This is a genomic window from Pantoea sp. 1.19, assembly GCF_001922585.1.
In the GTDB taxonomy this organism is placed as follows: Bacteria; Pseudomonadota; Gammaproteobacteria; order Enterobacterales; family Enterobacteriaceae; genus 1-19.
Map to the genome: position 1 here is coordinate 97859 of NZ_MRBS01000005.1, position 16203 is coordinate 114061.

General features: G+C 61.9%; 11 protein-coding genes. 8 read left to right on the forward strand and 3 right to left on the reverse strand.

Features of this window, described 5'->3' with window-relative positions:
• The first annotated feature begins 9 nt into the window (after positions 1-9).
• Both dppD and dppF read left to right on the forward strand, forming a co-directional pair.
• Positions 10-996 carry a dipeptide ABC transporter ATP-binding protein gene (gene dppD, locus BS626_RS11150; RefSeq protein WP_075182477.1) on the forward strand — a complete coding sequence of 329 codons (987 nt, stop codon included), beginning with the start codon at positions 10-12 and terminating at the stop codon, positions 994-996.
• The gene (dppF, locus tag BS626_RS11155; protein WP_075182478.1) at positions 986-1990 is read left to right on the forward strand and encodes a dipeptide ABC transporter ATP-binding subunit DppF; all 1005 of its coding nucleotides are present in this window, start codon (positions 986-988) and stop codon (positions 1988-1990) included. Before dppD ends, dppF begins: the two co-directional genes overlap by 11 nt.
• Before the next feature lie 65 nt (positions 1991-2055).
• On the opposite strand, the gene bcsG is transcribed toward dppF, so the two are convergent.
• Genes bcsG through bcsE form a run of 3 tightly spaced genes read right to left on the reverse strand, consistent with a single transcriptional unit; the run spans position 2056 to position 5473 of the window.
• Positions 2056-3738 carry a cellulose biosynthesis protein BcsG gene (gene bcsG, locus BS626_RS11160; RefSeq protein WP_075182479.1) on the reverse strand — a complete coding sequence of 561 codons (1683 nt, stop codon included), beginning with the start codon at positions 3736-3738 and terminating at the stop codon, positions 2056-2058.
• Positions 3735-3932, reverse strand: a complete 198-nt coding sequence (locus BS626_RS11165) for a cellulose biosynthesis protein BcsF (RefSeq protein WP_371328496.1) — start codon at positions 3930-3932, stop codon at positions 3735-3737. Before BS626_RS11165 ends, bcsG begins: the two co-directional genes overlap by 4 nt.
• On the reverse strand, positions 3932-5473 hold the full coding sequence (gene bcsE / locus BS626_RS11170; protein ID WP_075182480.1) for a cellulose biosynthesis protein BcsE: 1542 nt from the start codon (positions 5471-5473) through the stop codon (positions 3932-3934). Before bcsE ends, BS626_RS11165 begins: the two co-directional genes overlap by 1 nt.
• 181 nt (positions 5474-5654) lie before the next feature.
• Here bcsE and bcsR point away from each other — a divergent pair, with 181 nt between their 5' ends.
• The 6 genes from bcsR to bcsC are packed head-to-tail and all read left to right on the forward strand — an operon-like array spanning position 5655 to position 16170.
• Positions 5655-5846: a cellulose biosynthesis protein BcsR gene (gene bcsR / locus BS626_RS11175; RefSeq protein ID WP_075182481.1), complete on the forward strand. Its 192-nt coding sequence runs from the start codon at positions 5655-5657 to the stop codon at positions 5844-5846.
• A gap of 2 nt (positions 5847-5848) precedes the next feature.
• A complete protein-coding gene (gene bcsQ, locus BS626_RS11180; RefSeq protein WP_075182482.1) occupies positions 5849-6580 on the forward strand; it encodes a cellulose biosynthesis protein BcsQ in 732 nt (243 codons plus the stop codon).
• Positions 6577-9192, forward strand: a complete 2616-nt coding sequence (bcsA, locus tag BS626_RS11185; protein ID WP_075182483.1) for a UDP-forming cellulose synthase catalytic subunit — start codon at positions 6577-6579, stop codon at positions 9190-9192. The genes bcsQ and bcsA overlap by 4 nt, the downstream gene beginning before the upstream one ends.
• A gap of 20 nt (positions 9193-9212) precedes the next feature.
• Positions 9213-11537 (forward strand): cellulose biosynthesis cyclic di-GMP-binding regulatory protein BcsB, encoded by a 2325-nt coding sequence (bcsB, locus tag BS626_RS11190; RefSeq protein ID WP_075182604.1) that lies wholly within the window; start codon positions 9213-9215, stop codon positions 11535-11537.
• Positions 11537-12640: a cellulose synthase complex periplasmic endoglucanase BcsZ gene (bcsZ, locus tag BS626_RS11195; RefSeq protein ID WP_075182605.1), complete on the forward strand. Its 1104-nt coding sequence runs from the start codon at positions 11537-11539 to the stop codon at positions 12638-12640. Before bcsB ends, bcsZ begins: the two co-directional genes overlap by 1 nt.
• A complete protein-coding gene (gene bcsC, locus BS626_RS11200; protein WP_075182484.1) occupies positions 12622-16170 on the forward strand; it encodes a cellulose synthase complex outer membrane protein BcsC in 3549 nt (1182 codons plus the stop codon). Before bcsZ ends, bcsC begins: the two co-directional genes overlap by 19 nt.
• Positions 16171-16203 lie beyond the last annotated feature (33 nt).

Consider the following 16203-nt stretch of genomic DNA (forward strand, 5'->3'; position numbering starts at 1 on the left):
GGCACCGACATGGCATTATTGAATGTAGATAAATTATCGGTGCATTTCGGCGACGAAAGCGCACCGTTTCGCGCCGTAGACCGCATTAGCTATCAGGTTAATCAGGGCAAAGTGGTCGGTATTGTTGGCGAGTCCGGCTCCGGTAAATCGGTCAGCTCACTGGCCATCATGGGCCTGATTGACTATCCCGGCCGCGTCAGCGCCGATAAGCTGGCGTTCAACGGCCGCGACCTGCAAACCCTGTCGGATAAAGAAAAGCGGCAGTTGGTGGGGTCGGAAGTGGCGATGATCTTCCAGGACCCGATGACCAGCCTGAATCCTTGTTACACCGTGGGTTACCAAATTATGGAGGCGCTGAAGGTGCATCAGGGCGGAAACCGCCGCACCCGTCGCCAGCGCGCCATTGACCTGCTGACCCAGGTGGGCATTCCCGATCCGACCTCGCGACTCGATGTCTACCCGCATCAGCTGTCCGGTGGCATGAGCCAGCGCGTGATGATCGCGATGGCGATTGCCTGCCGGCCAAAACTGCTGATTGCCGATGAGCCGACTACCGCGTTAGACGTGACCATTCAGGCGCAGATCATCGAGCTGCTGCTGGAGCTACAGCGTCAGGAGAATATGGCGCTGATTTTGATCACCCACGACCTGGCGCTGGTGGCGGAAGCCGCCGAAGACATTATCGTGATGTATGCCGGTCAGGTAGTGGAGGTGGCAAAGGCCACCGATTTGTTCCGCGCACCGCGTCACCCCTACACGCAGGCGCTGCTGCGCGCGCTGCCGGAGTTTGCCAGCGACAAGGCGCGACTGGCGTCGCTGCCGGGCGTGGTGCCGGGTAAATATGACCGTCCGAACGGCTGTTTGCTGAACCCGCGCTGCCCGTATGCCACCGATCGTTGCCGTACTGAAGAACCTGCGCTGCGTGCTGTTGACGGGCGTCAGTCCAAATGCCACTTCCCACTGGATGATGCCGGGAGACCTGTTTATGAATCGTAATGCTGAAAATGGTCAGCCGTGGCTGCTACAGGCGGTGGATCTGAAAAAACACTATCCGGTGAAGAAAGGGCTCTTTTCGCCTGAGCGGTTGGTAAAAGCGCTGGATGGCGTCTCGTTCAACCTCGAGCGCGGCAAAACGCTGGCGGTGGTCGGCGAGTCAGGCTGCGGCAAATCAACGCTCGGTCGCCTGCTGACCATGATTGAAACGCCGACGGCCGGGGAGCTGTACTGGCAGGGAACGGATCTGCTTAAGCCCGATCCGCAGTCGCAAAAGCTGCGCCGGCAGAAGATCCAGATCGTTTTTCAGAATCCTTACGGATCGCTCAACCCGCGTAAAAAAGTCGGCCAGATCCTCGAAGAGCCGCTGTTGATCAATACCGATCTGAGCAAGGCCGCACGGCGGGAAAAAGCGCTGGAGATGATGGCCAAAGTGGGCCTGAAGACCGAGCACTATGACCGCTATCCGCATATGTTCTCCGGCGGACAGCGGCAGCGTATCGCCATAGCCCGCGGACTGATGCTGGATCCCGACGTGCTGATCGCCGATGAACCGGTATCGGCGCTGGACGTGTCGGTGCGGGCGCAGGTGCTGAATCTGATGATGGACCTGCAGCAGGAGCTCGGCCTCTCATACGTCTTTATCTCGCACGATCTCTCGGTGGTGGAGCATATCGCCGATGAGGTGATGGTGATGTACCTTGGCCGCTGCGTCGAGCGCGGCAGTAAAGAGGCGATTTTCAGCCACCCGCGACATCCGTACACCCAGGCGCTGCTGTCGGCCACGCCGCGCCTCAATCCGGACGATCGCCGCGAGCGTATCAAGCTGACCGGCGAGCTGCCCAGTCCGCTGAATCCGCCCCCGGGTTGCGCGTTTAATGCGCGCTGCAGCCGCCGCTTTGGTCCCTGCACCCAGCTGCAGCCACAGCTGAAGCAGTATGGCGCTCAGCAGATCGCCTGCTTTGCGGTCGACGAAGAGGAAAAACAGCCGGCGTAAAAAGGCGGGAATCCCACCTTTATCGCGCCTGACTGAGCGGGCCGGACAGCGTCCGGCCCGCTGCTTTACTGAGGATAGGGCACCCAGTCGCCACCATTCAGCCGAATCCACGGTTTGCCCTGATACATCACCACGACTGCGTTATCGTTTTCTGAGACCACCGGCGTGGTCGGCAGACTGCTGGCCAGCGCCGCCATGTTCACCTCCGGTGCGCTGAACACTTTACCGTCTACCGCGCGGGCAATCAGCGCCGAGATGGCCTGCAGACTGGTTGGCGTGGTCACCGTCACCGGCTCGCCCGGGTGCGGTGCCTTCATACCAACGAACTTGATGCCTACCGGGACGTGGGTGATACCCGGGCTGGGGATATCGCGTAAACCGGACATCTGCATCTTATCGCCCACCAGCGCGGCGCCGTGCTCCGGTACCACCACGACCATCACCTGACGGCCCGAGGCTTCCAGCTCGCTGAGAAAGGCATCCAGCTGATCGAGCAGCGTCTTCGCCCGCGGCTGCCACGGTGCGGTTTTGTTGCTGCCCAGCTCCCGCGTACCGTCATGCAGCGGAATCAAATTGAAGAAGGTCGCGGTGCGTGCGTCGCGGCTGTTCTGCCTCTCCGTCAGCCAGCGCCGCATCAGCGGTGCGTCATCGTAAATGGGCGAACCGTCAAACGACGTGTAATGCGCTGCCAGACCGGCCTGCGACATCAGCGGTGCCTGAATATCACCGGCCTCACGCATCTGTTTTAAATAATCACCAAACACGCCGTCGTGGTCCATCATCAGCTGCTGCTGAAACCCGAGCTTCGCCAGATTATCCAGCAGATAACACTGCTGCGGTGCGGGCTGATACAGGTCGTGATGCGAACTCTGCCCACAGCTGGCGCGCAGCAGGCGGATCCCGGCTGGACCGCTGTAGCCGGTGGCCGAATTGTACTGGGTCAGTAAAATATCAAACTGTCGCCACAGTGGATGATGACGTAGCTGGCTAGCATCCAGGTCAGCCCACGACAGCGAGCAGATGTTGATCAGCAAAATATCGAACGGCTGCGCATCGGCCGGCAGCGCGTCAGGAAAGCGGGTGATCTGCTGCTTTTCGCTGTCGTAGAAGCGCTGCAGCCAGGCGGTCAGATTGGCGCTGGTCGGTGGCGCCGTTTGACTCAACGGATCGCTCGCCGCTGGCGTCGCCTGCGCGGCCGCGTCGGCAGGTAAGGTCTCCGTCGCTGCAGAGGCCGCAGTGACGGCGCTGGGGATATCCGCCGCTGGCCAGAAAGCAAAGGAGGGACCGGATATGCTCAGCACGTTCAGCCAGATCAGCAGGGCGCTGACCAGCACCGTGATGCGTATCCACTGCGAAACAAACAGATACAGCACCAGCAAAACGAACAGCGCCCCAACCATTTGCCAGTTAATAAAGCGCTGCGCCAGCTCCAGCAGATAATCTGCTGAGAACGCAGCCACCTGACTGCCCATCGACAGCATGCTCTGTATTCCGGGTAGCCAGGTATCGTAATAAAACAGGCCGATACCGATCGGCAGAGAGATCAGATTGCGCCAGCGATGCAGTCGCAGCGAGGGCAGGGGGAACAGCAGCCAGGCCAGAAACACCAGGTTGACCAGCGGATGAAAATTCAGGTAGCCGAACCACAGCAGTGCAAACTTCACGATAAAGTAGAAGTTCCAGCCGCCGAGACCGCGCCAGTGCCGCCAGACGGAGGGCGTAGGGGGAGTGGATTGGGGTGTACTCATTTCTTCGCGTTATCCGTTGGTGAAGCGTGACGTTTCCAGGTGCCCTCGTATTTCAGCGCGCGCGGCGGCAGCCAACGCCGGGTCAGTCCACGCCAGCGGCGCGGCAGCCAGCCGGCCCAGAAGGGCCTGCAGAGCAGCAGCAGCAGCAGCAGCAGCAGGGCGATTTGCACGCCATCCATCAGCGTCAGAGTCATTAAGGGTTGGCCTTAGCGGGTGAGCCACCCAGCGTGAGGGGGTGGGGTATCCGTCGCGCCGCCTCGATTGCCGGCTGCGGCTGTGCGCTGGCCGGTGCGGCCGGTGCTTCCTGCCAGACGGAGGGGGCCCGATCGCGTAGCTGACGCATCTCCGAAAGGATCTGCTGATCGTCGTGCCATACCAGACGATTACTGAAAATCTCATCGTGCGGCAGACGAAAAATAAACTTCAGTGCGGTGTTCAGATCATTCAGGCGACAGGACGACAGAAACAGGTACAGCCGATCGTCAACCAGGGTGACCAGATCGCCAAAGCGTCGCGGCTTGCATAAACTGAGCGCCTGCCCGGTGCTCAGTTCCGGCACCGGACGCAGTGCGACCAGCAATCCCTTGTCGTTTTCCGGCAGCAGGGGATTATTGACCAACAGCATCACTGATCGGCAGAAGGTCTCCAGCGGCTGGAACCCTTTCTCCTGCATCGGCTGCAGCCCCTTCAGAAGCGCATCAAGATCCTGCGGCACGTGGCGCTGATACACCTGCCCCTGCACCCCTTCCAGCGTGGTGAGGAAGCGCGATAGCGTCGCGCTGTGTGGTACGATGACGTTGACGCCACAGGCCAGTAGCAGACGCTCATCGCTGTAGCGCAGGCTGGTTTGCATTTCGCGTACCACAATCTTCAGGCCGCTGCCGCGATTGCGCCGCAGGCTATGGATATCCGCGGCCAGAGCCTGAATCTGCGCATTATGACTCAGGCAAAAAATCACCGTCGCGCTGCTGGCCTGCTGCGCGTGCTGTGCCAGATCATCATTGTCCGGATAGAGCGCCCAGTGAGTTGAGAGCGGCGGTGCGCCTTCGAGCACCTGCTGGTGCGCCAGATAGCGGTGCGCATCGTCCTGAGTTAGCGGTTCGGCCTGGCGCGTGTTGTCCGGCTGCCTGAAGCGGTCGGCCTCCCAGACCAGCGGCAGCGAGCGATCGGCAACCAGATGCTGCTCACTGCTCCACCAGTGGATACGGTAATCCCAGCAATCCTGCTGCCATTCCAGATGTGCCAAGCCATCAAGTTGCCGAAACGTACCCTGTAAATGATTTCTGAGGTTATTAGTATTGGCACCCCAGGTGATTATTAATAACGTTGATTGTTGCGATATCAGCCAGGCATGAATTTTTTTGATCCAGGCCGACTTTTCAGCAGCAGATAATTTTTCCCAAAGTGAGACGGGAGTGATAAATAAGATCACGCCAGATTTATGCGGCAGGGCACGGCGAAAATCTTCATGCAAATTGATCAGGGCCTTACGCGAATCGGGCAGGGACCAGAGCGCAATGCGGTCCGGCCCTGAGGGCAGCGGTGGCGTCAGATAGTCACCCGGCGCCTCACCCACGCTGATGAGGGTAAGTGACTGTTGTGCCGCGATCGCCTGACGGCCCAATGCGCGGGCATCTTCCGCACGATGGGTGGTGATCCAGTAGCATCCAGCAGGCTGCATCAGCATGAATTCTTGACGAACGTGCTCAAAACCAAGGGTGCTTGTTGGCATCATAGTCAGCTTCGCAAAAGAAAGTGATCGGGACCACTATATTGTGTGGATAAATATAAAGACTAATTGTAATCTTACCAAGACATATTACAACGTGATCCAATCATACTTCTCTTAACGGATAAACTTTTTAACATCAGAACTTTTCTCTACGATTCATTTTTTTGTTTATGGCGGTGGGTAAATGAATCAACACGACACGTCTTCTGTGATTACCGTGGCGGGTGACGCTGCGGATGATATCCGCTCTTTAGGCGAGGCTTTTGCGCTGACGGCTTTCGACTATATCGATATTGCCCGGCAGGATCGCTTGCAGGCGCTCTTCACCCGCTGGCCGCTGCTGGCGGAATTTGCCGCAGACCGGCAGGAGCCCTAACGATGCCGATCATTGCTCTGCAAGGGCTGCGCGGCGGTAGCGGCGCAACGTCGCTGACCGCAGCGCTGGCCTGGGCGCTCTCCAGCCTGAACGCGTCGGTGCTGGCCATCGACTTTTGCCCGATCAACCAGCTGCGGCTGCACTTTAATACTCCGCGGGAGGAGACGCGCGGCTGGGCGCAGGCCATCCATCAGGGCGGCGACTGGCAGGGCAGCGCGCTGCGCTATATGCCCGGTCTCGACTTTCTGCCGTTTGGCGAGCTCAGCGACGACGCCGTGAGCGCCTTTGAGGCGCAAAGTGACACCGCGCTGGGTCCCTGGCCCGATCGACTGCGGCAGCTGAGCAGCGACTACCGCTGGATCCTGTTGGATGTGCCGGCAGAGAACAGCCGCTGGAGCCGTCAGGCGAGCGGGCTGGCCGACCTGGTCCTGCGGGTGATCGTCCCCGATGCCAATACGCATTTGCGGCTGCACCAGCGCCCCTTTTCCGGGAATACCCGCTTTGTTATCAATCAGTACAACACGCACAGCCGCACCCATCAGGATCTGCAGCAGCTGTGGTTAAGCATTGTCAGCCCGCTGCTGCCGGTGATGGTGCACCGCGATGAGGCGCTGGCCGAAGCGCTGCTCATCAAGCAGCCGATCGGAGAGTACCGGCCGCACTCGCTGGCGGCGGAAGAGGTGAATACGCTGGCAAACTGGCTGCGGGTGCATGCCTCCGGGAGCGACGCATGAACCCGCTGCGCTGGCTGCTGATTCCGCCGGTCTGGCAGACGCTGCGTGCGCGCTGGCAGGGCTGGCGCCGCCATGGCGCCTCGCCGCTGGCCGCCGGGCTGCAGATGGTCTGGCTGCTGCTTGGCTGGACGCTGCTTCGTTTTGAGTCGCCCGCGTGGCGCGCGATCCGCGACGACCGCCGTCGGCTCTATCCGCAAATTTCCCCGGATCGGCCGCGACCGCTGGACGCGATTCGCTTTCTGTCGCAAACCCTTGGACTGCTGCTGTTTCTGCCGCGTGACGACAGCGCACGCAGCGAACGCCGGCGGCTGAACGCATTTCGTCCGCTGTTTGGCTGGCGTCAGCGCCTGCTGCGCAAACTGGATGCCCTTCCGCAGGCGATGTGGCGCCGGGCAATCCCGGAGCGCGCCGAACGGCGGGTAAACCGCCTGTCCGGCTGGGCGCGCAGGCTGCTGTTTATTCTCTTTGGCATTGCCGCCACGCTGCTGGCGCTGCTGTGCATCAGCCAACCGTTTGATATTTTCACCCAGTTTATCTTTGTGGTGCTCCTGTGGGGGCTGGCGATGTTTGTACGCCGCATTCCCGGGCGGCTGGCTACCCTGATGCTGATTGTACTGTCACTGACCGTCTCCTGCCGCTATTTGTGGTGGCGCTATACGCAGACGCTGAACTGGGACGATCCGGCCAGCCTGATGTTTGGTTTGCTGTTGATCATCGCTGAAACTTACGCCTGGGTTGTACTGGTGCTGGGCTATTTTCAGACCCTGTGGCCGCTCAATCGCCAGCCGGTGTCGATGCCGAAAGACATCAGCAGCTGGCCGACCATCGATCTGCTGGTGCCCACTTATAACGAAGCTCTGAGCGTGGTGAAACCCACTGTTTACGCCGCGCTGGGCATCGACTGGCCGCGCGAGAAGCTCAACATCTGGATTCTGGATGATGGCAACCGCAGCGAGTTTCGCGAGTTCGCCGCCAGCGTTGGTGTGGGCTACGTCGCGCGACCGACGCATGAACACGCCAAAGCCGGCAACATCAATCACGCGCTACGTCATCACTGCCGCGGCGAGTTTGTGGCCATTTTTGACTGCGACCACGTACCGACCCGCTCGTTTCTGCAGGTGGCGCTCGGCTGGTTTATCAAAGACGCTAAGCTGGCCATGCTGCAAACGCCGCACCACTTCTTCTCGCCGGATCCGTTCGAACGTAACCTTGGCCGTTTTCGCCGCACGCCCAACGAAGGCACGCTGTTTTACGGCCTGGTGCAGGACGGCAACGATCTGTGGGATGCCACGTTCTTTTGCGGCTCCTGTGCGGTCATTCGCCGCAGCGCGCTAGATGAGATTGGTGGCATAGCGGTGGAGACAGTGACCGAAGATGCGCACACGTCATTGCGTCTGCACCGGCGCGGCTATACCTCAGCCTACATCCGCATCCCCCAGGCGGCGGGACTGGCGACCGAAAGTCTGTCGGCGCACATCGGCCAGCGTATCCGCTGGGCCCGCGGTATGGTGCAGATTTTCCGTCTTGATAATCCGCTGCTGGGGAAAGGTCTGAAGCTGGTACAGCGTCTGTGCTACGCCAACGCCATGCTGCACTTTTTATCCGGCATCCCGCGGTTGATCTTCCTGCTGGCGCCGCTGGCGTTTCTGCTTTGTCATGCCTACATCATCTTCGCGCCGGCGCTGGCGATTGCCATCTACGTCCTGCCGCATATGTTGCACACCAGCCTGACCAATTCGCACATTCAGGGGCGCTGGCGCCATTCGTTCTGGAGCGAGGTGTACGAAACCGTGCTGGCCTGGTATATCGCCCGCCCGACCACCGTAGCGCTGTTTAATCCGCACAAAGGCAAATTCAACGTCACCGCCAAGGGCGGTCTGGTTGAAGAGGAGCATCTCGACTGGGTGATCACTCGCCCCTATATGATGCTGGTGTTGCTGAACGTCGCCGGCGTAGCGGCGGCGGTGTGGCGGCTGGGCTGGGGGCCGGCTAATGAGGTGCTCACGGTGATCGTCAGCCTGATTTGGGTCCTCTATAACCTGATTATTCTCGGCGGCGCGGTCGCCGTTTCGGTGGAAGCGCGACAGATCCGCGAGGCGCACCGCGTGGAGATTGCGATGCCGGCGGCGCTGGCCAAAAAAGATGGCCATATGCTGCCCTGCACGCTGCGTGACTACTCCGACGGCGGGGTGGGCGTGGAGCTGCGCGAGACCGACAAGCTGGCCGACGACGACGAAGTGTGGCTGCTACTGCGCCGCGGCCAGCAAGAGTTTAGCTTTCCCTGCCGCGTCCAGCGCACCTTTGGTCGCCGGGTCGGTATCCGCCTGCATAACCTGACGACCGAAGAGCACATTGAGTTTATTCAGTGCACCTTTGCCCGTGCCGATACGTGGGCGCTGTGGCAAGACGGCTTCCCGGAAGACAAACCGGTACAAAGCCTGCTGGATATCGTTGTGCTGGGTTTTAAGGGCTATATCCGCCTCGCGGAGTATGGTCCACCGCAGCTGCGCGCGGTATTCGGTGCGGCAACACGTTTACTGGCCTGGCTGGCCTCTTTCTTACCACAAGGTCTGGGTCGCTTACCTGCTGGCCTGGCAGGGACGAAATCATGACGCAAAAGACGATGAAACCAATGACGAGAACACTAAGCTGGTTTACCGCCCTGATGATGGGCATGGTGCCGTTCAGCTGGGCTGTGCCCGATGCTGCGCCGTCGGCGCCCGATCCAGCGGTTACCGCGGCGGCCGGCGCGGCGCCGGACGCCAGCGCTGCAGATCCGGCGGTGAATAACAGTGCAGCCAACGCGGCTGCACCGCAGCGTCAGTCCGATCTGCTCTTCTCACGCGTTGCGCCGGCGCCCGGCACCTTTGCGCTCAAAGGCACCCGGCCTGGTGGTCAGATAGAGTTTGGCGTGCGCAGCGATGAAGTGGTCACGCGGGCGATGCTCAATCTGCATTTCCGCCCGTCACCGGCGCTGCTGCCGACCCTGTCACAGCTCAAAGTCTATCTGAACGATGAGCTGGTCGGGCTGGTGACCGTCACGCCAGAGATGTTGGGAAAAGAGAACCAAACCCAGATGGCGCTGGATCCGCGCTTCATTGGCGACTTCAACCGCGTACGCTTTGAGCTGGTTGGTCACTACGCCAACGTCTGTGAGAACCCGGCGAACAGCACCATCTGGCTGGACATTGGCAAGGAGAGCGCGCTCAATTTAACGTTGGAAAAACTGCCGCTGAAAAACGACCTGTCGGCCTTTCCTGAGCCCTTCTTTGACGCGCGCGATAACAGCACGCTAACGCTGCCGATGGTGTTTGCCGGCGCGCCGGACGTCACCGAGCAGCGGGCCGCGGCGATGCTGGCTTCGTGGTTTGGCATGCACGCTAACTGGCGTGGGCAGAGCTTCCCGGTCAGTTACGGTCAATTGCCGGCTCAACATCACGCGGTAGTCTTTGCTACCAATGATAAGCGCCCGGATTTTCTCAAAGACTATCCGCCGGTTGAGAAGCCAACGGTTGAGATCATCAGCCAACCGGATAATCCGTATCAGAAAATGCTGCTGGTGCTCGGGCGTGACAGTAACGATCTGGTTACCGCGGTTCAGGGCATTGCCCAGGGCGACGTGCTGCTGCGCGGCCAGTCTTCGACGATTGAGTCGGTCAGGCAGCTGGCGCCGCGCCAGCCCTACGATGCCCCCAACTGGGTACGTACCGATCGTCCTACCCGCTTTAGCGAGCTGACGCAGTACCAGGAGCAGCTGCAATCCAGCGGGCTGCAGCCGTGGCCGATTGCGCTGAACATGAATCTGCCGCCGGACCTGTTCCTGGTGCGCGCGCGCGGCATTGATATGAATATCAAGTACCGCTACACCTCACCAATCCAGAACGACGGTTCGCGACTGGCGATCAGCCTGAACAACCAGTTCATTCAGGACTATCCGCTCACGACCCGCGGCGAGCAGGGTAAAGCGCTGCTGCGTATTCCACTGGTACAGGGGCTGCTGGATGGGCGTACGCAGATCACCATCCCGGCGCTGCGCCTCGGCGTGGTGAATCAGCTGCGGTTCGATTTCGACTATGCCACGACCTTTCTTGGCGGTGCGGCAGACGGTCGCTGTGAAACCGTTCTGCCGGTGGAGCAGAAGGTGGTGGTGGACGGCGATTCGACGCTCGACTTCTCCGGCTATCGTCACTTTATTGAGATGCCGTCGCTGCGGGCCTACGCCAACGCCGGTTTTCCGTTCAGCCGCTATGCCGATCTGTCGCAAACACTGGTGCTGGTAAACGCGCAGCCGAAGCCCGAACAGGTCAGCGCGCTGTTAAACGCGCTGGGTAACATTGGCGCGCAAACCGGCTATCCGGCACTGCAGGTTCAGCTCACTGACGACTGGAATCAGGCGAAGCAGCGCGACAGCGATCTGCTGCTGATTGGCAACGTGCCGGCGGAACTGCGCGATGACCAGCAAATAAATGCACTGGTAGAGACGGTGCGCGGCTGGGTAAAAAAACCGATCCGACAAAATATGCAGGATTCACCGATTGCACCGGCGGCCGATCGCGAAGCGGAGAGCCAGACCACGATTGTCTCCGACGGTCCGCTGGCCGCCATTGTCGGCTTCCAGTCGCCGTTCCATGAGCAGCGTAGCGTAGTGGCCCTGCTGGCCGACAGCCCGCGCGCCTGGCAGTTACTCAACAATGCGCTGCTCGATTCGGGTAAGCGCGCGGTGGTCTTCGGTTCCGCCAGCCTGATTCGCGAGTCGGGTGTTAACAGCCTGCGCGTGGGTGACACTTACTTCGTTGGCCATCTGCCGTGGTGGGAGCGCCTGTGGAATATGCTGGCCACCCATCCGGTGCTGCTGGCGACCGCGGCGCTGCTGGTAGTGGTGATCTTTGCCGTGATGCTGTGGCGCCTGATGCGCATCATTAGCCGTCGTCGCCTGAGCGATGAGGATCGTCACTGATGGGGAGGCGGTTCTCCGGGATGTTGGTGGCGCTGCTGCTGAGCAGTAGCGCGCTGGCCGCCTGTGAGTGGCCGCTGTGGCAGAGTTTCAGCCGCGACTACATCAGCGCCGACGGACGGGTCATCGATCCCAGCGACGCGCGTGCGATAACCACCTCGGAAGGGCAGAGCTATGCGCTGTTCTTTGCGCTGGTGGCCAACGATCGTGAGACCTTTGACCGCGTGCTGGGGTGGACGGAAAACAATCTGGCTCAGGGCGATTTGACCGCCCATCTGCCGGCCTGGGTATGGGGAAAAAGCCCCGACGGGCGCTGGCAGGTGTTGGACAGCAACTCCGCCTCTGACGCCGACTTATGGATTGCTTATTCGCTCCTGCAGGCCGCTCGTCTGTGGCAAAGCCGTCATTATCAGGTGCTGGGAACCCTGCTTCTGAGCCGGATCGCCCGCGAAGAGGTAGCCGATATTCCCGGTGTCGGACCGACTCTGCTGCCGGGGCGAACCGGCTTTCAGCGCGCAGAGGAGTGGGACGTGAATCCCAGCTATGTGCCGCTGCAGCTGATCCGCAGCTTTGCCGCGCTGCCCGGGCCGTGGCGCGCGATGGGCAACAGCGCGGTTACGCTGCTTACCGGCAGTGCTCCGCGGGGATTTTCCCCCGACTGGTACCGCTGGCGTCGCGACAAAGGCTGGGAGCCTGATGCGCAAAAAGGGCCGCGCGGCAGCTATGATGCCATACGCGTCTACTTGTGGGCGGGCATGCTGCACCCTGACGATCCGGCGCGCGCGGCCTTGCTGCAGCATTTCGCGCCGATGCGGGCGGAAACTGAACGCGCGGGCCAGCCGCCGGAGCGCGTAAACGTGCTGACCGGCGAGATGCAGAACCGCGGTCCGGTCGGTTTTTCCGCCGCGCTGCTGCCGTTTATGCAGGATTCGCCGGTGCAGGAGGCTTTGCGCCGGCAGGTCACTGCACAGTTACCCGGTAAGGATGCCTACTACAGTGCCGTATTAACACTGTTTGGTCTGGGATGGGACCACCGACTCTACCGCTTTTCGCCGCAGGGGGCGTTACTCCCGGCCTGGAAGGAACAATGCGTAAACACACACTGAGTCTGCTGGCCCTGAGCATCGCCGGGGCGCTGTTCACGTCTCCCGCGCTGCGGGCGAAGGAGCATTCGCCGTTGGCTAACGCCGCTTCGCCGCAGCAGCTGCTGCTGCAGCAGGTACGCCAGGCTGAAGCAAGCAACCGCTACGATTTGGTCACGCAGGCGCTCTATCGCCTCGATAAAATCGATCCGGATAACCCCGAGGTGCTGGCGGCAAAAATTCGTCTTGCGCTTCATCAGGGCGAGAGTCAGAAAGCCCGCGATCTGATGGCAAGCCTGCGGCGCAGCGCGCCGAACGCCGATGCTACCCGCGAAGCCGATGCCGCCATGCTGTTGGCGACGCCTGAGGGACGGGAAAAATGGCAGCAGGCGCGGCTACTGGCCACGGCCGGCCGCTTAGAAGCAGCGCGGGCGCAATACGATGCGCTGTTTAACGGTAACTTTCCCGGGGTTGACGTGGCGCTGGAGTACTGGCAGCTGGTCGCGCGGTTGCCCGGCGGTCAGCGCGAGGCGCAGCCGGCGCTGCAGGCGCTGGATAAGACCTATCCCGGTAACAGCGGGGTGCGGCTGGCGCTGGCAAGAATTGCGCTGAGCGAGAATAAACCGGACGAGGCGATCGGTCAGCTGAAGCGTGCGGCAGAGGTCCCGGCCGGACGCGATGAGGCGGCGGAGACCTGGCTGACAACCATTAAAGCCATGCCGGTCAGCGCGCAGAGCGTCGCGGCTCTGCAGCAGTATTTGCAAACCTTCACCCGCGGCGACGCGCGCGCGCGCGGCGACGCTGAGCTGCAGCGTCAGCAGGCGCAGCTGACCGATCCGGTTTGGCAGCAGCGCCAGCGCGGCCTGACGCTGATTGATCGCGGCGCCGGCGCGGCGGCGATCCCGGCCCTGCGCGCGGCCCTGCAGGCCAACCCGCATGATGGTGAATTGCTGGGCGCGATGGGCCAGGCGCTGGCGCGCACCGATCAGCGCGCGGCGGCTCAGGATTACTACCAGCGCGCCATCGCCGCGGATGCGCAGAGCTGGCGTATTGATAAGTGGCGTAGCCTGCAGGCCTCCAACCAGTACTGGCTGGCGATCGGGCAGGGCGATGCGGCCCTGAAGCGCGGCGATACCGCCGCGGCGCAGCAGCGCTATCAGCAGGCGCGGGCGCTGGATGGCCGCGACCCCTGGGCGGCGATCGGCCTTGGCGACGTGGCCCTGGCGCGCCATGACAGTGCGCGAGCGGAAACGTTCTACCGCCAGGCGCTGCGGCTGGAAGCGGATAATGCGACGGCGGTCAGGCGACTGGCGGCGCTCTATCAGCAGCAATCGCCCGAGCGGGCAATGGCCTTTATTAACGAGCTGCCCGCCGCGCAGCAGCGGACGCTGAGTACAACAGTGAAAAGCCTGCGCAGCGACGGCCTGCGTGCGCAAGCAGAGGCGCTGGCCCGGCAGGGTAGCTGGGCGCAGGCGGCGGCGCGCTATCGCCAGGCGCAGCAGGATAATCCGGACGATGTCTGGCTGAACTACCGACTGGCCGGTGCGCTTCGCCAGGCGGGGCAACCGGCTGAAGCCGATCGGGTGATGGCCGCGATGGCAACGCGGCGCGGGCAGGATGCGGAATTTATCTACGCCTGGGGGCTCTATCTGTCCGGTTCCGATCGCGATGCGCAGGCGCTGCAACAGCTGCAGCGCCTGCCCAAAGCGCAGTGGACGCCCAACATGCAGGAGTTGGCGACGCGACTGGAAGCCAATGCCCTGCTCGACCGGGCCAACGCGCTGCGGGACGCTGGCGATGAGGCAGGGGCCGGGGCGCTGCTGCGTCAGTCGCCGCCGACGCCGCGTATCCAGCTGACGCTGGCCGACTGGGCGCTGCAGCGCGGCGACGCCGAACGGGCGCTGGCCGGGTATCGCAGGGTGAAAGCCGGCGCGCCGCAGAATACGGATGCGCAGCTGGGGGAAGTGGAGGCGCTGATTGCCCTGCAGCGTCAGGCCGAGGCGCGTACCGCGCTGGCGGCGCTGCCGCCGTCGGTGGCGGCGGAGAGCCTGAACAGCGGTCGCCGGGTGGCCAACGCCTGGCAGAGTCTGGGCGACACTGAGCAGGCGCAGACGCGGTTTGCCAGTCTGAAAGCGCGCGCGCAGCCGCCGGCAGAGGCGCAGAGTCGGGCACTGGTCTGGCGGGACGCCGCGCGGCTCGAGCCGCCGCAGCTGGCGCGGGATGATTATGCGCAGGCGATGGTAGCCAGCGGTATTGCGCCAACGCTGCCGACCGATGATGACGGCTATACGCGGCTGAGCCGCAATCAGCCCGGTGACGACTGGCTGAAGCGCAGTATTCGCAGCGATGCGGCGGCGCTGTATCGACGTCAGGAGACGACGGTAACGCTTGAGCAGGATTACTCGCGCAATAAAGGCACCGGCGGCTATTCCGACTTTACCGGCTGGACCACCATGCTGCAGGTGGATACCCCGCTGGCCGACGGCAAAAGCTTTTTTCGCGCCGACCGCGTGCAGCTGGACGCCGGACGCTTCTCGCCGGACGCCGACGGCAACTACAGCGCAAACTTTGGTACCTGCGATATCGTGGACTGCCGCAGCGGCTACCACCAGAAGACCGACGGCGTCAGCGTGGCGACCGGCTGGGCTAACGATCGCTGGTCTGCCGACATCGGTACCACGCCGATGGGCTTTGATGTCGTTGACTGGGTCGGCGGCGTAACCTGGAACAGTGATGTGCACAACGTTGGCGTGTCGCTGACGGCCTCACGCCGGCCGATCTCCAGCTCCATGCTCTCTTACGCCGGTGCAACCGATCCTAATACCGGACAAAAATGGGGCGGCGTGCGCGCCACCGGCGGGGGCCTTGGCCTCAGCTATGATCGCGGCGGCGACCACGGCGTGTGGGCCGATCTCAGCGCCCATCAGCTGACCGGTAAGAACGTGGCCGATAACCGCCGCGAGCGGCTGATGGCCGGTTACTACTACAAATGGATTAATGAAGATAACCGCCGCGCGACGATCGGCCTGAATACGATGCTTTGGCACTACCAGAAAGATCTGAGCGATTACTACTTCAGTCAGGGCGGCTACTATAGCCCGCAGCGTTACTTTTCGCTGGCCGTGCCGGTTAACTATCGCCAGCGTACCGACAACTGGTCGTTCGAGGTGGGCGGGTCGGTCTCCTGGTCACGTTCAAGAACCGATGCTTCCCCGGACTATCCGCGCACCGACTGGGTACCGGGCAACGTCATTGAGCAGCTGAATAATGCCGGGGTGGACAATCCGTTCGCCAGCCGGGATGCGCTGATTACGGCGATCAGTCAGCGCGGCAGCCGCGCCAGCAGCAGCAGTGGTGTCGGTTATACGGCCCACGCGTTGATTGAGCGCCGGGTCAGCAGCCACTGGACGGTTGGGCTCGGCATTGATATTCAGCAGGCAAAAGATTACACCCCCAGCCACGGTTTGCTGTATGTCCGCTATTCGATGGCCGGCTGGCAGGGCGATCTGGATCTGCCCCCGCAGCCGCTGATTCCGTATGCTGACTTTAAGTAGCGGCCAATTCTGAAAGCGAGAAGCGTGGGAATA